Origin of the sequence: Pantoea piersonii (assembly GCF_003612015.1) — a bacterium.
Taxonomy (GTDB): Bacteria; Pseudomonadota; Gammaproteobacteria; order Enterobacterales; family Enterobacteriaceae; genus Pantoea; species Pantoea piersonii.
This window is the reverse complement of the sequence record NZ_RARB01000001.1, coordinates 1,016,358-1,034,051: the sequence shown is the minus strand read 5'-3', so window position 1 is coordinate 1,034,051 and position 17,694 is coordinate 1,016,358. Positions and strand designations below refer to the sequence as shown.

Sequence of the window (17,694 nt, the reverse complement as noted above, 5' to 3'; positions counted from 1 at the left end):
GCGTGACTATTGCGAACCCGCGCAATGCGTCGCCACCACAACGCCGTGGTGCCACTGGCTGAGAAGCTGTGCCTGTGCCTGATGCAGCTGCGCCAGCGTAAGTGCCTCTGTTGAGTCCCTGTCAAGGTCGCGCAGCCCGTGCGCCTGGCGTAGCCCGGACTGCAACGCGCTCGTGGCGTCCGGCGCGGCGTTAAGCTGCGCCTCAAGGCGCGAGCGCAACGTCTCCAGCGTCTCCGCGTCATCAGGTATCTGCAGCTGCTGTAAAAAAAGATGACACTGCTCCAGCAGCGCATCGGGCATGATCTGCGGCGACTGCAAAGCAAAGAGAATACCGTCGCGGTCGACGCAGCGATGATAGCGGCAGCTGACGACGTAGCCGATCTGCTGTTCGACGCGCATACGCTGGAAAAAACGCGGCTCCATCAGCAGCGCCAGCGCGCGCAGCGCCGCCAGCGATATCTCTCGCGGACAAGGCAGAAACAGCAACAGCGCGCCGTCGCGACTGTGATGTTTCACGGTCAGCCGGTTGCCCTGCACCGGCTCTGCGGCTTTATCGTCAGTCGTCCCCGTCAGCGGCGAGAGCCACCTTGCGATAAGGCCATACTGCTGCGGCGAGCCGCCATACAGCGCCGCGCGCCAGCCCTTCGCAGGCGCAGCGCTCGCCACAGCCTGTGGCAGCCGTCGCAGCAGCTCGCGGATCGCCACATCGTCCGACAATGGCTCAGCGTTCAGGCTTTCTCTTTGATGCAAGGCGTCTGGCAGCGACGCCAGCCACGCTTCGCTCTCCGGCGGCAATTGCGCCTCCAGCTGCCAGACGCCCTGGATCTCTTGCCAGCTTCCCCTGCCGCCCTGATGGCGCAGCAGCGCGAAAAGCGGACGCAGGCGGCGGTCAATAGCAACGGCCGCCGTACGGCTAAGCGTGGTGAAAAAAGGGGGCCGCAGCATCAGCGTGACCGGCTCTTTGCCCGGCGCCAGGTGCAGCAGCGGCGCGCGGGCGGCGGGCGGCGTCAGATGTGGGGCGTGCGTCGCCTGGGGATGAAAGCGCAGCGTCGGCAGCGCGCCGTTAAAGGGGTCGGGCGTCCAGGGTTGCAGCGCAAGGATAAACCCCTGCGTCTCCACCGCTTCTCCCTGCACCGCGGGCGAGCTCCAGAGCCTTGCCTGCGGCGCGTTCATCAGCTGACGCAGCAGCGGGATAAAACCTGACGTATGGGCGGGCGGCGCAAACCCGAACGCCCGCTCGCGCAGCTGATCGAGCGGCGTAAGCGCGGCGAAACGCTGCTGCGCCAGCCGCAGATAGTGGTGCTGCTGCGCCTGGGAGGTCTGCGCCAGCGCGCGCAGCGCCTGCGGATACCAGGCGCAGATCGCCTCTGGCCGCGCCGTTTCGAACTGCAGCGCCAGCCAGCCGCCTGCGTTCTCCAGGCTAAGCCAGGTAAATTCAAGCTGCTGCGCCCACGCCTGCTGGCGCAGGCCGTACATCGCGCCGCCTGGCGCCTCATCCTGTAAAAATTCGCGCATTAATGTGACGTTGTCACGTATTGCGGCTGTATCGCCGCGCAGAGAGGTGGTGATGTGCAGCTCCCCTGCGCCCTGGGTGGCCAGCGCAATATCCGCCTCCCTGACAAAATGAATCGTGTCTGTCCGTGGCTCCGCTCTCCCCGACGGCAGTTGCCGGGCAAAGTTTTGCGCCAGCTGCTCCAGTTCCTCCAGCGTCTGCGGCCCCTGCAGCCATAGCTGCGTCTGACCCGCCTGAAAGAAGCGCCGATGAAACTGATGCAGCGCCTGCTTAAGCGCCCCGACATCTTCGCCAAAAGCGTCACGGCTGCCGATATGAAAGCGCTGAAATGCAGATGGCGCGCTGACGCGCGTATTCAGCGCGGCTTCCCGTCTGGAGGGCGTATGCTGCTGGATCAGCCGATACTCAGCATCAATGACCGCCGTCTCCTGCGCGATCGCGTCAGGGGTAAACTGCGGCGCGGCCAGCATATCCGTCAGACGCGCTACGCCTTCGGCCAGCAGGCTCGCCTCGACCTCGAAAAACCAGGCGCTGCTGCGCGTCAGCGTGGTGGCGTTGACCCGCCCGCCCGCAGCCTGCACCCAGGGCATCAGCCGCGCGTCGCCCTGAAACCGGGCGCTGTCGCTGAACAGCAGATGCTCCAGCAGGTGCGCCAGACCAGGCCAGGCCTCGGGTTCGTCATGACTACCCGCCGCAACCTGTGCCAGCGCGGCGGCCTTGCGCGCGTCGGGCTGATGGATCAGCGTCACGCGCAGGCCGTTCAGCTGCAGCTGACGGATATTCAGCACAATCAAAAGGTCCGGGTTTTATAGATAAGCTGCGAATTGGCACGGTTGCGGAACTGCAGCTGCCCTATCTTCACATCGCTGCACGCCGCCTCGCGCCTCGCCTCAAGGATCACGTCGTGGTGCGGCGACTTGCTGCACACCGGATCGGCGTTGTCGGCATTGCCGGTCAGCATGAAGGCCTGACAGCGACAGCCGCCAAAGTCTTTCTCTTTCTCATCGCATGAGCGGCAGGGTTCAGGCATCCAGTCGAAGCCGCGGTAGCGGTTAAAGCCGAAAGAGCGATACCAGATATCCTCCAGCGACTGTTCCAGCACCGACGGAAACGCCACCGGCAGCTGGCGCGCGCTGTGGCACGGCAGTGCGGTGCCTTCCGGCGTGACGCTGAGGAAGATCGCGCCCCAGCCCCCCATGCAGGGTTTGGGACGCTCTTCATAATAGTCCGGCGTCACAAACAGCAGATTGGTCAGGTTGCCAGTGCCGCTCATGCGTTCGCGGTAGCGGCTGACGACTGCTTCCGCCTGCGCGATCTGCTCGCGCGTCGGCAGCAGGCCCTGACGATTCAGCTGCGCCCAGCCGTAGAACTGGCAGGTGGCCAGCTCTACGTCGTCCGCTTCCAGCTCGATGCAGAGGTCGATAATCTTGTCGATCTGATCGATATTGTGACGGTGTAACACAAAGTTCAGCACCATCGGATAGCCATGTTTCTTTACCGCTCGCGCCATCTCGAGCTTTTGCTGAAACGCCTTTTTCGACCCCGCCAGCGCGGCGTTTAGCGTCTCGTCGCTGGCCTGGAAGCTGATCTGGATATGGTCCAGGCCCGCCTCGGCGAACGCGTCCAGCTTCTTCTCGGTCAGGCCGATGCCGGAAGTAATCAGGTTGGTATAGAAACCGAGATCGCGTGCCGCGCGGATCAGCTCCGGCAGATCTTTACGCGTCAGGGGTTCGCCGCCCGAAAAACCGAGCTGGACGCTGCCCATGGCGCGCGCCTGGCGAAACACCTCAATCCACTGCGCCGTGGTCAGCTCTTTCTCCTGCTGGGCGAAGTCGAGCGGATTCGAGCAGTAAGGACACTGCAGCGGACAGCGGTAAGTCAGCTCCGCCAGCAACCAGAGCGGCGGATTGACGGCAGGTTTATTCTGGGTCACGAAATATTATCCACTTTTGTTCATGCGCCGCGCGCAGAAACTCTTTGACGTCTTCGCCGACGCCGCCCGCTTCCGGGAAGCGCGCGTCGAGGTCGGCGATAATAGCGGCCACACTCTCTTTTCCGTTTACCCGTTCCAGAATGGCGGCAGCCGTTTCATTCAGCTTCGCCATGCCTTCCGGATAGAGCACCACATGGCTCTCCTGCGCGGCTTCCCACTGCATACGATAGCCGCGGCGAAACGCGGGGATGGAGTTTTCATTCATGGGGTTATACCAGTCGTGTAGTGTGCCAGGCCGCCTTATCGGTGACCGTATGGTAAGGCGGACGATTCAGCGCGTAGGCCATGGTCATGGCGTCCAGCATGGTCCAGAGAATATCGAGCTTGAACTGCAGGATCTCCAGCATCCGGTTCTGCTTCTCTACCGTATCGCAGAACTCAAGCGCCAGCGCCAGGCCGTGCTCAACATCGCGGTTCGCCTGGCTCAGACGGCTGCGAAAATAGAAGTAGCCCTCTTCCTTGATCCAGGGATAGTGCTGCGGCCAGCTGTCGAGACGCGACTGATGGATCTGCGGCGCGAACAGCTCGGTCAGCGAGCTGCAGGCCGCTTCCTGCCAGTTGGCGCGGCGCGCGAAGTTAACATAGGCGTCGACGGCGAAGCGTACGCCCGGCAGCACATGGCGCTCCGACAGCAACTCCTCGCGCGTTAACCCTACCGCTTCGCCCAGCCGCAGCCAGGCTTCAATGCCGCCGTCGTGGCCGTTGCTGCCGTCGTGATCGAGAATACGCTGCACCCACTTGCGGCGCGTTGCGGGATCGGGGCAGTTCGCCATGATCGCCGCATCCTTCAGCGGGATGCTGGTCTGGTAGTAGAAGCGGTTTGCCACCCAGCCCTGGATCTGCTCGCGCGTCGCGTCGCCGTTGTGCATCGCGATATGGTAAGGATGATGAATATGGTAATACGCGCCTTTATCGCGCAGCGCCTGTTCAAACGCCTGCGGCGTCAGCGTCTCGGTTATCTGCATCACTCACTCCTGAAGATGAATCGCCATGCCGTCCCAGCTTACTTCTATGCCCTGCTGCGTCAGGAACTGACGCTGCGGCGACTGCTCGTTAAGGATCGGATTGGTGTTGTTAATGTGAATAAGAATTTTGCGTTTCGCCGGCAGCGAGGCGAGCAGCGCCATCAGCCCCTGCTCGTCGGAGAGCGCCAGATGGCCCATCGCCTTGCCGGTATTGGTGCCAACGCCGGTCGTCTGCAGCTCGTCATCTTTCCAGACGGTGCCGTCGATCAGCAGGCAGTCCGCCTTCTGCAGCCAGGGCATAATCACCGCGTCCGGCTCGCCGAGGCCCGGCGCATAGAGCAGCGTCTGTTTAGTGGCGATATTTTCAACAAACAGCGCCACGTTGTGCCCCGGCAGCGGGCGGTCGCGGTAGGGAGAATAAGGCGGCGCGTTGCTGAGGATCGGGATAGCGGTAAAGCGCAGATCGGGACAAACATCGACGCTGAAAGGCTCCAGCCGCGCGATCGGACGATGCTGTAGCCCGCCGTTCCAGTGTTTCAGCATGGTGAAGACGGGAAAGCCGCTGGTGAGATCGGCATGCACTTCTGGCGTGCACCACACCTGATGCGGGCAGCCTTCGCGCAGGCTAAGCAGACCGGTAGTGTGATCGATCTGGCTGTCGGTAAGTATAATGGCGCCGATGGCGGTGCCGCGCAGCACGCCCTTTTTTATCAGTTCCGGCGTATGAGCGATCTGCTGGCTGATATCCGGCGAGGCGTTGCATAACACCCAGTTTTCGCCGTCGTCGCTGAGAATAATTGAGGACTGGGTACGCGCGCTGGCCTGAATCGTACCGTTGCGCACGCCCTGACAGTTGGCGCAGTTGCAGTTCCACTGAGGAAAGCCGCCGCCGGCGGCGGAGCCAAGGACTTTGATATACATAGGGAAACCCGGTGTTGAAACAAAATGCCCGCGCAGCTGGCGGGCATAAATATTAACGGTTGGAGATGTACAGCGTTACTTCCAGACCGAGACGTAAATCAACAAATTCAGGTTTTTTCCACATAATAGTCTTCCTCTAAGGTGAATGAACAAAGCGATACCCGTCAGGTATCATTACGTAAACAATCAAATGATTATGCACGCAATTTTGAGCCGGCTGATGGTGCGCTAACGGCGCAGCGAGATCAACCCGCAAATGTTATGGAAATGAATCAACCTCGCCAGATCGCCTGCAGCACGCGTTGCCAGTTGGCCGAGGCGAGCTTCTCCAGCCGATCCTGATCATAGCCCGCATCGCGAAATGCTGCGAACAGTCGCGGCAGCCCTGACACATCTTTTAGCGCCTCTGGCGTGGAGATGCCGTCAAAATCGGAACCAAATCCGACATGATCGCTGCCCATTATCATTATGAGCCGTTCATAATGCCTGACGATTTCGCCCAGCGGCGTGTCGCCGTCGCGTTTGCCGTCGGCGCGCAGAAACGCGTTGCCGAAGTTAATGCCGACCATGCCGCCGCTGTCGCGAATGGCGATTAGCTGCGCATCGGTGAGGTTTCGCGGCTGGGCGCAGAGCGCATGGGCGTTGGAGTGGGTGGCGACCAGCGGCGAGTCAGAGAGCGCGGCGGTGTCCCAGAACGCTTTTTCGTTCATATGCGATACGTCGATCAGCATATTGAGCGCGTTAGCCTGCTTAATCAGTGCTTTACCAGCATCGGTAAGGCCCGGTCCGCTGTCCGGCGAGCCGGGAAACGCGCCGGTAACGCCGACGCCGAAGCGGTTAGACAGGTTCCAGAAAGGACCGATGCTGCGTACGCCCGCGTCGTAAAATGCCTGCAGCTGTTCGCCCTCTTCATCCAGCGCATCCGCGCCTTCGATATGGGCCACCAGCGCCAGCACGCCCTCGGCGCGGCAGGCGGCAATATCGGCGGCGCTGCGGCACAGGCGCGCGCGCCCCTGCGACTGACTGGCGATCTGCTGCAGAATAGCCAGCTGCTGCCACATGATCTCCAGCGGCTGATAAGGCGTATCGGCAAGGTGCGGCGTCGTCTGGGCGATATAGGCCTGAGGCGGCACAAAGATCGCGAACAGGCCGCCGAAAAAGCCGCCCTGCTGCATGCGCGGAAAATCGAGGTGGCCGCGTTCAATACCGTTAAAGAAGGCGTCGACCGGCGCATCACGATGATTCAGCCACAGATTGAGCAGCAGATCGTTATGGCCATCAAAAGTTAACATCGGAGAAATAAGCGCTTAAAAAACTCGACATCAGGCTATGTTACGCGCCCGCAGGATAAACGCCAAACCAGAGGGCACGAATGGTTACTCCGACGCTGGCGGCGGCGTAACAGAGAAGCGATCGAAAATTTTATAGGTGGCGACATCGAACAGCGAAACCGCCTCGACCTCCGCCATGGGAATAAGGTGACGGAAGTGCTGCAGGTTCAGCGGTTCGGAATCGGGAGTGATATTCTGCGCCAGGTAAAGTTCGTAATAGCGATGCTGTTCGCAGAAGCGCAGCGTCTCTTTGTCGCGGTAGCCGCTGATATAGGGGATAAGCGCCAGATGCTGCGTTTGCGTATGTTCGATGCGCGGCGCGGCGACATAGCCAATATAAACCTTGCGCGATTTCAGCGTCACGAATACCAGCCTCTCCTCTTCTATCGCCTGCAGTAGCAGCGACTCCATGCCATCTTCTCTGGCGACTTTACGGTATTCCGCCATGCTGCTTTTCCCGTCCCGCATCGCTCGTCGCGCCGCCTCGCCCGCTCGCCAGGCGCGCAGGCAGGCGAGCGCCAGACCCAGCTCGAAAAAGAGCGGATAATTCATCAGCGTGGTGCGGGTCAGCCAGGAGTAGTAATCCCGGACGGCGTAATCGGGGGAAAAGAGATGAGGAACAGAGAGGAGCAGACTCAGAAGGAACAGCGCGACATAGATAAGCGCCACGCCAAAAAAGCCCTGAAGCGCGAATTTCGCGCCGTGCATCGCCACGTAAAAATAGGCGATCCAGCCGCTTGAGCGGGCCTGACGCGTGCGCGAAGGGTAATGGTTTTCCGTATACCAGTAGCCGCAGACCAGCACGACCATAATGACCAGCGGTCCCATCGCGCGCCCTTAACGTTTTTGCGCCAGCTCTTCCATACGCGCGCGCATCGCTCTGCCCACGTCGGGGTTATTCATATTCAGTCGGGCATTACCGTTAACGTCGAGGATAAGTTTGTCCTGATCGGAGTAACGCAGATCTTCATTGGTTAATCCGCGCATAAACTTATCTGGCTCGGCGAACCACTTGCCTATTAACTTTTGCAGCCTGTTCATTTTACCTCCTCGCCTTTACATCGCGCTGATGTGTGCGGTTGCGCTCTGTTGAGTATACGCCAGACGCAACGAACATTCCTTGTTCAGCTTTCTACGCTGTTTTGTGCTGCCGCGCAACCGCATCCTGCTTTAACCGCCCTGCGCTACCGTCAGGCCGCGATAAAATGTGGGTTTCACATCAAGCGTTTTCGGGAGCAGACCATATTTATGGTAGAAGTCCGCGGTCTCCTGCTGCTGTTGCACCGTATTGTCGTCGATGCTTTGCCAGTGTGACTGGCGACGGGAGAACGATTTTTCCGCTGCGGCGGGCGGGAAGCCGATAATCTTCGCCAGCGTCTGCGCGTAGTCGCTGACGTGGCTGTTGGCCCAGCGGTCCGCCGCCGCCAGCCGATTGACGTAATCCTGCAGCGCGGCGCGTTTATCGCCCTCATTGAGGGCGGCGTCGGTGGCGGCCAGGAAGCTGTTGCCGGTAGCCAGCCCCACGCCGTTTACCAGTACGCGGCCCGTCTGCGTGACTTCCGCCAGCGCGGTATAGGGATCCCAGGTTGCCCAGGCGTCTACCGAGCCGTTAGAGAGCGCGATACGCGCATCGGCAGGTTGTAAAAAGCGCCAGACAACCTCTTTATCGCTTAACCCGGCCTGCTCAAGCGTTTTTAGCGCCTGCAGGTGGCCGATGGAGCCGCGTCCGGTGGCGATGCTTTTCCCTTTCAGATCGGCGGCCGTTTTAATCGGTGAATCGGGACGCACCAGCACCGCCAGCCCGGCGGGCACCGATTTGCTTACCGCAACCGCTTTCACTTGCGAACCGGCAGCTAGCGAGAAGAGCAGCGGCGCGTCGCCGATAATGCCGGCGTCAACCGCGCCCGCGTTGAGCGCTTCCGCCAGCGGCGCGGCGGCGGGAAACTCCGCCCACTCTATGGTGTAGTTCAGATGGTCGAGCTGATGCGCTGACGCCATCTCAGCGCGCATATTACCCTTTTGATCGGCGATGCGCAGCGTGACGGCCTGTGCAGACGTCGCGGTGGCCAGCGCCAGCGCGATATAAAGGGTGTGATATTTCATGCGGCTTCCTCCCGGCGCAAAACATCCAGAGTAAAGCGAACGTTGAAAATCGCCGATGCCGATTCCGCATGAGGTTAGCCGCCGGACGCATAAGGCTGAGGCTTTTGCACCAGCGGTTGTCACCCTGGCGCGCGCCTTTTTTACCTCTGTCGCGCCAGACGCGCCGTCACGGGTTACGCCTTCAGATAATGATGGATCGACGCCAGATCTTTTTCGCCGTAGCCCGCGTCAACCGCCTGCTGCCACAGTTCGGCGATATGCTCCAGCGCCGGCAGTTTTGCGTCGCCCTTCGCCTCTAACGCCAGCTTCGCGTCTTTCAGCGCCCAGACCAGATGCATCTGCGGGGTAAAATCTTCGCTGGCGATCATGGCGAGTTTCACTTTAGCGTAAGGAGCTGCCAGCGGACCGCCATCCAGCACGTTCCACAGATCCTCGGTGGTGAAGCCGAACTCCTCCGCCAGGCGCGTGCTCTCCGCCAGGCTCTGCATCAGACCGATCAGCCAGCTGTTGACCACCAGCTTCATGCGTGACGATTTTCCCGCCTCGCCCAGCCACTGGGTGCCTTTGCCGATAGCGGCGAAAACCGCTTCCGCTGCCTGCGCGCGCGACTGGTCGCCGCTGGCCATCACCAGGATCTGCGCATTTTCAGCAGGCGCTTTGGTGCCGGAGACGGGCGCGTCGATAAAGAGCACGTCCGGACGCTGCCCGGCGCACCAGGCGATCAGGGCATCGGTTTTCTCGACGCCGATGGTGCCCATCTGCGCGATAGTCGCCCCCTGCTTCAGCGCGTCTTTAACCTGGTGCAGCGTCTTTTCCGTGGTCTCGCCGTCGGCGAGCATGGCAATAACCACATCTGCGTCGCGCACCGCCTCTTCCGGCCTGTCGCTCAGCTTCAGCCCGGACGCGACCAGATCGTCGCCGCGCGCCCGCGTACGGTTCCAGCCATACACGGTAAATCCTTTTTTCAGCAGGTTGGCGGCGAAGGCATGCCCCATGGCCCCTAAACCTAATACGGCGACTGCAGGTTGTTGACTCATACTGACTCCTCTGGTTGTCGTGACAGACAGATGTTTGCGGCGCTGCGCCCGGATGGGCGTTATCATTAACGCATTCTGGAAAGTAAACATTTAAGACTGAAGGGAAAGTCAGCAAAAATCCAGCCTGGGAAAACATTTTTCGACGCTGAATTTCGCATAAAACCACCTTATTATTTACGCTTTTCAAATAATCGTAAAAAGCCTTAACATACGCGCCTAATGTTCCATTTGGTTCATTTCATCTCTTTATTACGGTCTTTCACTCATGAAAATTGCATCACTGCGTCAGGTCAGCGTGCTGTTGCCTGCCATACTGCCGCTGCCCCTGCTGGCGGCTGACAATACCGGCAGTACGATGGTCGTCAGCGCCGCGCCGGCGCAAACCGGCCTCTCTGAACTTGATACGCCCGCCGCCGTCAGCGTGGTGAGCGGCGAAGATATGCGTCAGGCCGCGCCGCGCGTTAACCTGTCGGAAAATCTCGGCAGCGTGCCGGGGCTGCAAATCCAGAACCGCCAGAATTACGCCCAGGATCTGCAGCTTTCGGTGCGCGGTTTTGGTTCGCGCTCTACCTACGGCGTGCGCGGGCTGCGCATGTACGTGGACGGCATTCCCGCCACCATGCCCGACGGACAGGGACAAACTTCCAATATCGATATTGGCTCCATTGACCATATCGAAGTGCTGCGCGGCCCCTTTTCCGCGCTCTACGGCAACGCCTCGGGCGGCGTGATCAACGTCGAGACCCAGACAGGCCAGCAGCCACCGACGCTGGAAGCGAGCAGCTGGTACGGCAGCTACGGCAGCTGGCGCAACAGCGTCAAAGCGAGCGGCGCTACCGGCGACGGCACCCATGCGGGCGACGTCAACTACACCGTTTCTGCCTCGCGTTTCACCACCCACGGCTACCGCGACCACAGCGCGGCGCAGAAGAACCTCGGCAACGCGAAGCTGGGCGTTCGCATCGACGACGTCAGCAGCCTGACGCTGTTGTTTAACAGCGTACATATCGACGCGCAGGATCCTGGCGGCCTGACGCCGGATCAGTGGCGCGCGAATCCGCGCCAGGTGGTCAACAACGTAACGCTCTATAACACGCGCAAAACCGTGGATCAGACCCAGGGCGGCCTGCACTACCAGCGTCAGATGAGTGAAAACGACGATCTCAGCGTCATGATGTACGCCGGGATCCGCGAAACGACCCAGTATCAGTCGATCCCGAAAAGCGTGCAGCTCAACCCTAAACATCCAGGCGGCGTCATCGACCTGACGCGCCACTATCAGGGCATCGACACGCGCTGGACGCATCGCGACACCCTGTTCAGCGTGCCGGTAACGCTGACCGGCGGACTCGACTATGAAACCATGACCGAGCGCCGCAAAGGTTTTGAGAACTTCAACGCGACCGACTACGGCGTAAAAGGCGATATTCGCCGCAACGAACGCAACCTGATGTGGAATCTGGATCCCTACCTGCAGACCGCCTGGCAGCTCACCGATAAATGGTCGCTGGACGCCGGGCTGCGCTACAGCACGGTAAACTTTGATTCCAACGACTATTACATTACCTCCAGCAACGGCGATGACAGCGGTGACGCGCGCTATCACAAATGGCTGCCCGCCGCATCGCTCAAGTACGCTATCGACAACAGCTGGAACGCCTATCTCTCCGCGGGTCGCGGCTTTGAAACGCCGACCATTAACGAGCTCTCCTATCGCGCCGATGGCGAAACCGGCCTTAATACCGGACTGAAACCGGCGACCAGCGATACGGTGGAACTGGGGACGAAAAAACGCATCGGCAACGGCCTGATCACCGCTGCGCTGTTCCAGACCGATACCAAAAACGAAATCGTCACCGACACCAGCAGCGGCGGCCGCACAACCTATAAGAATGCCGGAGAGACCCGTCGGCGCGGTCTGGAGCTGGGCGTGGATCAGCAGTTCGCCGCAGACTGGCGAGTGAAGGCGGCCTAGACGCTGCTCGACGCGCGCTATCGCAGCAACGCATGCGGCGATGAGAGCTGCGACGGCAAACGCATCCCCGGCATTGCGCGCAATATGCTCTATACCGGTCTTGAGTATGCGCCGGAACAGGGCTTTTACGCGGGCGCGGAGATGCGCTATATGAGCAATATCGCCGCCGATGACCAGAACGAGGTGAAGGCGCCCTCCTATACCGTCGCGGCGCTCAACAGCGGCTATAAATGGCTGGTGCAGAACTGGACGCTGGATCTCTTCGGTCGCGTCGATAACCTGTTCGACCGAAACTATGTCGGTTCCGTTATCGTTAACGAAGGCAATGGACGCTATTTCGAACCGGCGCCGGGACGCAATTACAGCGTCGGGCTGACGGTGAGCTACGCGTTTCAGTAAGGAATATCGCCCTGGCCAGCGCCGGGGCGATCGTTATTTCTCGCGCCGCGCCATCCAGCTGGCGATCCAGCGTGACAAAATCGGGCCGGTGAACATCACCACGATAAAACGCCCGGTCTGCATCGCCATCACAAAAGGCATATTAACGTTGCTCGACGCGGCAATAATCGCCACTGAATCGGCGCCGCCCGGGCTGGTCGCCAGATAGGCGGTCAGCGGATCGATACCGGCAAACTTCACCAGTAAAAAGGCGAACAGGCCGCAGATGGCTATCAGTGTCAGCACTGACAGCAGCACGCGCGGGAAGGCGTGCGCCGCATAGCGCAGGATCTCGGCGCTGAAGCGCAGGCCGATACCCCAGCCGACAAAGGCGTAAGCCAGCGCCAGCAGCCATTTCGGCAAAGTAATGTCGACCCAGCCGACATCCTGCACCACTGAGGCAACAATCAGCGTCATCAGCATCGGACCGGCGGGAATACGCAACAGCCGCGCCGCCAGCACGCCTGCGGCAATGGTCAGTAAGGTAAAGAGAAAGGATAACGGCGCAAAAGGCGCGAAGAGATTGAGCGCGGGCGATGCTGCTGGTGCGCCGTCGCCGCCTGCCCAGAAGCGCGTCACCAGCGTCGCGACCAGCGCTACCATCATGACGCGCAGATATTGCATAAAAGCGACAAGGCGCACGTCGGCGCCAAAGCTCTCCGCCATCAGGGTCATGGCCGTTGCCGCGCCGGGCGACGAACCCCAGATAGCCGTCGAGCCTGGCAGCACGCGAAAACGCGCCAGCAGGCCACCGAGCGCCAGGCTGGCGACAATCACCGAGCCGACGCACAGCACAAACAGCGGCCAGTCGTCGGCGATTTCATGAAATATTGAGGCGGGGATCGCCGCAGCGATCATCGCACCGACCGTCGCCTGGGCGCAGTTGAACAGCGGCCGCGATATTTTCAGCGCGCGGCCAGAGGCGGCAAAGCCAATGGCCGCGAACATCGGGCCAAGCAGCAGCGCAGCCGGAATATGCAGCCACTCCAGCGCCGCTACCAGCGCCGCCGAGCTGAAGATCAGCCCGGCCCAGCGCGTCAGGCCCGCCTGCGCGATAGCCATCTTAGCGCGCGTTGATCAGCGCCAGCACGTCGGCGGCACTGCCCGTCTCGCCAAGACGCGGGAATATCAGGCTGACGCTGTTATTGTGGGTATCGAGGTTAAGATCGGTCATGGCGTCGGTGGCCAGCGTGACGTTGTAACCTAATTCATACGCCTGACGCGCGGTGGATTCCACACCGATGCTGGTGGCGATGCCGCATACCACTACCTGCGTTACGCCGCGCTTCTGCAGCTCGGCGTGCAGTTCGGTATTGTGAAATGCGCCCCAGGTTTTCTTGGTCACGGTGATATCGCCCGGCTGCGGCGTCATCTCTGGCACCAGCGTCGCCCAGTCGGCGGGCAGCTCGCCGCTGTGGCGGCCCTGTTCGTTACGGCCCGGCGCGCCGCCGGCGACGTTCACCAGCACGACCGGCAGCTGACGGGCGCGGAACCCTTCGGCAAGTTGTGCGCAGAGGTCGATTACCGGCTGCGGCTCGTGCACCACCGGCAGGCGGACAATGCCGTGTTGCAGGTCGATGATAATCAGTGCGGTTTGGGTATCAAGGGTCGTCAGAGCCATGGAAAGTCCTCTCAGGATGCGTTGTCGGCGAGTCGTTGCAGTAAGGGTATAGCGGAGAGCAGCAGTTGCTGCTCGCTGGCGCTGAGCTGCGTATCGATAGCGCGCACCAGCCAGTCATCGCGCATGGCGCGGTTAGCGGCAATCAGCGCGCGGGCGGCTGGCGTCGGCGAGTAGCGGGTTTTGCGTCCGTCGTGCGGATCCGCTTCGCCCTGCACCATGCCCACCGTCAGCAGGCTGGCGACGGTTGCGCCCATCGACTGGGTGCGTACCCCTTCCGCCGTGGCCAGCTCGGTAATGGTCATCGCGCCATCGCGCACCAGATACCCCAGCACCGACACCTGTGACCAGGTGAGATCGCCCGGCGGCGCGGATTCGCGCAGCCGACGGCTTAGCTTGCCTGTCGCCATGCGCAGCATCGCGGCGGCTTCAGTCAGTTCGCTCATCGCCTTTCTCCTTACGTTAGCGCAAGTATAGAGATACGAAGGTAAACTGTGTAGTTTACCTTCGTATCAATTTGTAAGGTCAGGGACGTTTCAGGTAGTGGATCAGACTGTGAAAACGCAGCGGCGTGGCAAGCGGATTGCGATAGCTGTGCGCCACGTCGGCTTCGAACTGCAACGCTTCGCCCGCCTGCAGCCTGCGCCAGACGCCGCGCATGCCGAGCAGCAGTTCGCCTTCTATCACCACCACCTGCTCTATGCAGCCGCTTTCATGAGGGGATGAGTCGCTCTGCGCCCCCGCCGCCAGCTCTACCGCCAGCAAATCGAAGCGCAGCTGCGCATCGTAAGGCAGCAGCGGCCGCACCGTCATCTGCGCGTTGAGCTGGCTGAAGCGTGCGGACTCGCCGCTCTGCAGCCCGTTGCCCTGAATAAAAAAAGAAAACGGGACGTTAAAACCGGTGGCGATTTTCCATAGCGTCGCCACCGTCGGGCTGGACTCGCCGCGCTCGATCTGGCCGAGCATCGCTTTGCTGACGCCGGTGCGCTCCGCAGCCAGCGTCAGGCTCCAGCCGTTCGCCTGGCGCAGCTGTTTCAGCGCCTCGCTGAGATGCTGATGCAGATTTTCCATAGGCTTCTCCTGAAAACATGGCGGCAGTGTAGCACTTGAGCGCTATAGCGCACAGTGCTACGATGTGCGCTATAACGCACGAGGGAGGTTTTATGCAGCGCATCATGGCGCGATCCGCCTTTTCATTTCCGATTGTGGTCTCTGGTTTCGTCGCCGTGCTGGTCGGCTACAGCAGCTCAGCGGCCATTATTTTTCAGGCCGCGCAGGCTGCGGGTGCTTCTGCGACACAGATCGGCGGCTGGCTGTCGATGCTGGGCATTGCGATGGGGGTAGGCTCGCTCGGCCTCTCTCTCTGGACGCGGATGCCGATCCTCTGCGCCTGGTCCACGCCTGGCGCGGCGCTGCTGGCGACCAGCCTTCACGGCCTCTCGATTAATGAAGCGGTCGGCGTGTTTATCTTCGCCAACGCACTGATTGTGCTGAGCGGCGTCACCGGGCTGTTTGCGCGCCTGATGAATATCATTCCCCCTGCGCTGGCGTCGGCGATGCTCGCCGGCATTCTGCTGCGCTTTGGCCTTGAGGCGTTTACCGGCCTGCAGAGCGATTTTGCGCTGTGCGGCGCGATGTGTCTCGTCTGGCTGCTGGCGCGACGCTGGCTGGCGCGCTACGCCATTTTAGCCACGCTGGCAGTGGGCGTTGCGGTCGCGCTGGCGCGGCACGCGATTCATTTCCCGGCGGATGCGGCGAGCTTCGCGCTGCCGCAGGGCATTATGCCGCACTTTAGCCTGACCGCGCTGCTGGGCATCGGCCTGCCGTTTTTCCTGGTGACCATGGCGTCGCAAAATGCGCCAGGCATCGCCACGCTGCAGGCGCACGGCTATCAGCCGCCGGTCTCCGCGCTGATGAGCTGGACCGGTCTGGTCGCCCTGCTGCTGTCGCCGTTTGGCGGGTTTTCCGTCTGTATCGCCGCGATTACCGCCGCCATCTGCATGGGCGAAGAGGTAGACGCCGACCCGCGCCGCTGCTGGATGGCCGCCGCACTGGCAGGCGTTTTTTATCTGCTGGCCGGGCTCTCTGGCGCGCTGGTCGCCACGCTGTTTGTCGCGCTGCCGCCGCCGCTGATCGCCACCCTTGCCGGTCTGGCGCTGCTGTCGACCTTCAGCGGCAGCCTGACGCGCGCGCTGGCGGAACCCGATACGCGCGATATCGCCGCCATTACTTTTCTGATTACCGCGTCCGGCCTCTCGCTGTTCGGTATCGGCGCTGCCTTCTGGGGGCTGGTCGGCGGTCTGCTGGCGCATGCCGTGCTGAAGCGTCGCGCCGCTTAATCACCTGGGCGCGCTGCATATTTTTCATCGCAGCGCGCGAAAAACGCCCTTAATTATCGTTTTTTCCGGCGTTTGATTTGCTCTTGCTCCGCGTAAAATCACTCCAATCGCCGATAACACACGATTTTCTGCCTCAGAATTCGACCGATAAGGGCCCAACAGGTGGCAAAAACTTTTCTGCGCAGCGGCAATCTTGACGCGGTGCTGGCGCTGGGTGAAAACGGCCAGCCGGTCTACGCATCCGCCCTGCAAATTCGTGAAACGCTACGTCTGCGTCGTCAGACGGCACTGGCAAACTGCCTGGCCATTCCCCAGCCAAACGAGCGCGGCGACCGCCTCGACTGGTATGCGCCGTTCAGCGGCAAAGTAAAATCCTGGCTCGGGGCCAGCGATCATGAGCGCCGTCAGGCGCTGGATCAGCTGACGGCGACGCAGCAGGAGATGCAGGATCTCAGCGCACGCGCGCGCGAAGCTGACAACCCGGCGATGCGTCTGTTCGGCGCGCTGCTGGCCAAAGCGCTGCAGTTTCCCGATCAGCAGTATGTCTTTCTGGTGGATGGCAAGCCGGTAATCACCTTCTGGGGATTTGTCGACGCACAGGCGCGCACGCGCGACGATGCGCTCGCCTGCCTGCGCGATACGCTGGATGAATCTCTGCCGTCGCTGCTGCCGGAACCGGTGGTGGTCGAGCCGCAGCCGGAGATGCCGCTGATTATCGCGGAGCCGGAGACACAGCCTGAGCCTGAGCCGCAGCCTGAACCTGCCGCCGAAGCGCCGCCGGTTGTGGCGCCGCCCGCGCCGCGCCGCGCCTTCCGCATCGGGTATCTCGCGCCGGTCGCGCTGGCCGTTGCCGCCGCGGCCGCTTTCTGGCTGCATCAGCCTCAGCCGACCCCCGTCGCCGCGCCGCAACCGGCCGCGCCGGTCGCCGCGACTATCGCGCCCCCAGCCGCGCTGATCGCCGCGCAGAAACTCGCCTCAACCCTGCCGCAGACGCCAGCAAGCGTCGCCAGGCCCGCCGACCCCTCTGCTCCTTCCGCAACGCTCGCCAGCGTAGTGACGCCTGCCGTACCGGTTGCCGCAGACGCCGCGCTGAAAATGAGCGTGGAGGATGTTCGCAACGGCGCAATTAACGTCGTCGACGGGCGCTGGCGCGTGGTGATGCAGAATTCCTTGCCGGGCGGCGCTTCGCCGGTGCTGCACTATGAGCTCAGCGCAGGCAAAGGCAGCGCCACGGTCACCCAGGGTAATAATCTGCGCTGCACCGCCGACGAAGTCACCGCCGCCATGCTCGGCAGCGGTCAGCTGTCGGTTCGCAGCCGCTATACTGCCAAATGCAGCGACGGTTCGCGCTACCGCATGCCGCAGCTGATGTGTAAACCGGGAGACGGTGCCGCCGTGTGCGAAGCGCTGTTCAGCGACAACAAATCCTTCCCGATGACGATTAAGCGTGAGAGTAAGTAA

17 protein-coding genes and 1 pseudogene are annotated in these 17,694 nt (G+C 61.5%); 3 read left to right on the top strand and 15 right to left on the bottom strand.

What is annotated here, in order from left to right; genetic code table 11:
* Positions 1–6: 6 nt before the first annotated feature.
* From pqqF to D7S44_RS04895, 11 genes are all read right to left on the bottom strand, one after another.
* Positions 7–2,301 (bottom strand): pyrroloquinoline quinone biosynthesis protein PqqF, encoded by a 2,295-nt coding sequence (pqqF, locus tag D7S44_RS04945; RefSeq protein ID WP_158591216.1) that lies wholly within the window; start codon positions 2,299–2,301, stop codon positions 7–9.
* A gap of 2 nt (positions 2,302–2,303) precedes the next feature.
* Positions 2,304–3,446, bottom strand: a complete 1,143-nt coding sequence (gene pqqE, locus D7S44_RS04940; protein ID WP_120452541.1) for a pyrroloquinoline quinone biosynthesis protein PqqE — start codon at positions 3,444–3,446, stop codon at positions 2,304–2,306.
* Positions 3,433–3,711, bottom strand: a complete 279-nt coding sequence (gene pqqD, locus D7S44_RS04935; protein WP_120452539.1) for a pyrroloquinoline quinone biosynthesis peptide chaperone PqqD — start codon at positions 3,709–3,711, stop codon at positions 3,433–3,435. Before pqqD ends, pqqE begins: the two co-directional genes overlap by 14 nt.
* Before the next feature lie 4 nt (positions 3,712–3,715).
* The gene (pqqC, locus tag D7S44_RS04930) at positions 3,716–4,471 is read right to left on the bottom strand and encodes a pyrroloquinoline-quinone synthase PqqC (RefSeq protein WP_120452537.1); all 756 of its coding nucleotides are present in this window, start codon (positions 4,469–4,471) and stop codon (positions 3,716–3,718) included.
* A 3-nt stretch (positions 4,472–4,474) separates the two neighbouring features.
* A complete protein-coding gene (gene pqqB / locus D7S44_RS04925) occupies positions 4,475–5,392 on the bottom strand; it encodes a pyrroloquinoline quinone biosynthesis protein PqqB (protein ID WP_120452536.1) in 918 nt (305 codons plus the stop codon).
* A 52-nt stretch (positions 5,393–5,444) separates the two neighbouring features.
* The gene (pqqA, locus tag D7S44_RS04920) at positions 5,445–5,516 is read right to left on the bottom strand and encodes a pyrroloquinoline quinone precursor peptide PqqA (RefSeq protein WP_010617686.1); all 72 of its coding nucleotides are present in this window, start codon (positions 5,514–5,516) and stop codon (positions 5,445–5,447) included.
* 148 nt (positions 5,517–5,664) lie between these two features.
* Entirely contained in the window at positions 5,665–6,684 is a 1,020-nt protein-coding gene (locus tag D7S44_RS04915) for a dipeptidase (protein WP_120452534.1), read from the bottom strand.
* Positions 6,685–6,768: 84 nt separating this feature from the next.
* Complete coding sequence (locus tag D7S44_RS04910; RefSeq protein ID WP_120452533.1) at positions 6,769–7,551, bottom strand: hypothetical protein; 783 nt, start codon at positions 7,549–7,551, stop codon at positions 6,769–6,771.
* A gap of 9 nt (positions 7,552–7,560) precedes the next feature.
* Complete coding sequence (locus D7S44_RS04905) at positions 7,561–7,764, bottom strand: hypothetical protein (RefSeq protein WP_120452531.1); 204 nt, start codon at positions 7,762–7,764, stop codon at positions 7,561–7,563.
* Between the two features lie 129 nt (positions 7,765–7,893).
* Positions 7,894–8,826, bottom strand: a complete 933-nt coding sequence (locus D7S44_RS04900; RefSeq protein WP_120452529.1) for an ABC transporter substrate-binding protein — start codon at positions 8,824–8,826, stop codon at positions 7,894–7,896.
* 173 nt (positions 8,827–8,999) lie between these two features.
* The gene (locus tag D7S44_RS04895) at positions 9,000–9,863 is read right to left on the bottom strand and encodes an NAD(P)-dependent oxidoreductase (RefSeq protein WP_120452528.1); all 864 of its coding nucleotides are present in this window, start codon (positions 9,861–9,863) and stop codon (positions 9,000–9,002) included.
* 265 nt (positions 9,864–10,128) lie between these two features.
* On the opposite strand from D7S44_RS04895, the pseudogene pqqU reads away from it, so the two are divergent.
* Positions 10,129–12,237 (top strand): annotated as a pseudogene (gene pqqU, locus D7S44_RS04890) (TonB-dependent receptor PqqU).
* A 33-nt stretch (positions 12,238–12,270) separates the two neighbouring features.
* On the opposite strand, the gene D7S44_RS04885 reads toward pqqU, so the two are convergent.
* The 4 genes from D7S44_RS04885 to D7S44_RS04870 all read right to left on the bottom strand — a co-directional run bounded on the left by D7S44_RS04885 (position 12,271) and on the right by D7S44_RS04870 (position 14,965).
* Entirely contained in the window at positions 12,271–13,338 is a 1,068-nt protein-coding gene (locus tag D7S44_RS04885) for an AbrB family transcriptional regulator (RefSeq protein ID WP_120452526.1), read from the bottom strand.
* Position 13,339: 1 nt separating this feature from the next.
* Positions 13,340–13,897, bottom strand: coding sequence for an isochorismatase family protein (locus D7S44_RS04880; RefSeq protein WP_120452525.1), 558 nt, complete (start codon positions 13,895–13,897; stop codon positions 13,340–13,342).
* Positions 13,898–13,908: 11 nt separating this feature from the next.
* The gene (locus D7S44_RS04875) at positions 13,909–14,340 is read right to left on the bottom strand and encodes a MarR family winged helix-turn-helix transcriptional regulator (protein WP_120452523.1); all 432 of its coding nucleotides are present in this window, start codon (positions 14,338–14,340) and stop codon (positions 13,909–13,911) included.
* Positions 14,341–14,419: 79 nt separating this feature from the next.
* Positions 14,420–14,965: a helix-turn-helix domain-containing protein gene (locus tag D7S44_RS04870; RefSeq protein WP_120452521.1), complete on the bottom strand. Its 546-nt coding sequence runs from the start codon at positions 14,963–14,965 to the stop codon at positions 14,420–14,422.
* Between the two features lie 92 nt (positions 14,966–15,057).
* Here D7S44_RS04870 and D7S44_RS04865 point away from each other — a divergent pair, with 92 nt between their 5' ends.
* Together D7S44_RS04865 and D7S44_RS04860 are read left to right on the top strand one after the other, a co-directional pair.
* Positions 15,058–16,233 (top strand): benzoate/H(+) symporter BenE family transporter, encoded by a 1,176-nt coding sequence (locus tag D7S44_RS04865; RefSeq protein WP_272867887.1) that lies wholly within the window; start codon positions 15,058–15,060, stop codon positions 16,231–16,233.
* A gap of 162 nt (positions 16,234–16,395) precedes the next feature.
* Positions 16,396–17,694 carry an SrfA family protein gene (locus tag D7S44_RS04860; RefSeq protein ID WP_120452519.1) on the top strand — a complete coding sequence of 433 codons (1,299 nt, stop codon included), beginning with the start codon at positions 16,396–16,398 and terminating at the stop codon, positions 17,692–17,694.

Coding starts and splice junctions, on each gene's coding strand:
- pqqD (WP_120452539.1), bottom strand. CDS start 3,711: ATGAATGAAAACTCCATCCCCGCGTTTCGCCGCGGCTATCGTATGCAG.
- pqqC (WP_120452537.1), bottom strand. CDS start 4,471: ATGCAGATAACCGAGACGCTGACGCCGCAGGCGTTTGAACAGGCGCTG.
- pqqB (WP_120452536.1), bottom strand. CDS start 5,392: ATGTATATCAAAGTCCTTGGCTCCGCCGCCGGCGGCGGCTTTCCTCAG.
- D7S44_RS04915 (WP_120452534.1), bottom strand. CDS start 6,684: ATGTTAACTTTTGATGGCCATAACGATCTGCTGCTCAATCTGTGGCTG.
- D7S44_RS04910 (WP_120452533.1), bottom strand. CDS start 7,551: ATGGGACCGCTGGTCATTATGGTCGTGCTGGTCTGCGGCTACTGGTAT.
- D7S44_RS04905 (WP_120452531.1), bottom strand. CDS start 7,764: ATGAACAGGCTGCAAAAGTTAATAGGCAAGTGGTTCGCCGAGCCAGAT.
- D7S44_RS04900 (WP_120452529.1), bottom strand. CDS start 8,826: ATGAAATATCACACCCTTTATATCGCGCTGGCGCTGGCCACCGCGACG.
- D7S44_RS04895 (WP_120452528.1), bottom strand. CDS start 9,863: ATGAGTCAACAACCTGCAGTCGCCGTATTAGGTTTAGGGGCCATGGGG.
- D7S44_RS04885 (WP_120452526.1), bottom strand. CDS start 13,338: ATGGCTATCGCGCAGGCGGGCCTGACGCGCTGGGCCGGGCTGATCTTC.
- D7S44_RS04880 (WP_120452525.1), bottom strand. CDS start 13,897: ATGGCTCTGACGACCCTTGATACCCAAACCGCACTGATTATCATCGAC.
- D7S44_RS04875 (WP_120452523.1), bottom strand. CDS start 14,340: ATGAGCGAACTGACTGAAGCCGCCGCGATGCTGCGCATGGCGACAGGC.
- D7S44_RS04870 (WP_120452521.1), bottom strand. CDS start 14,965: ATGGAAAATCTGCATCAGCATCTCAGCGAGGCGCTGAAACAGCTGCGC.
- D7S44_RS04865 (WP_272867887.1), top strand. CDS start 15,058: ATGCAGCGCATCATGGCGCGATCCGCCTTTTCATTTCCGATTGTGGTC.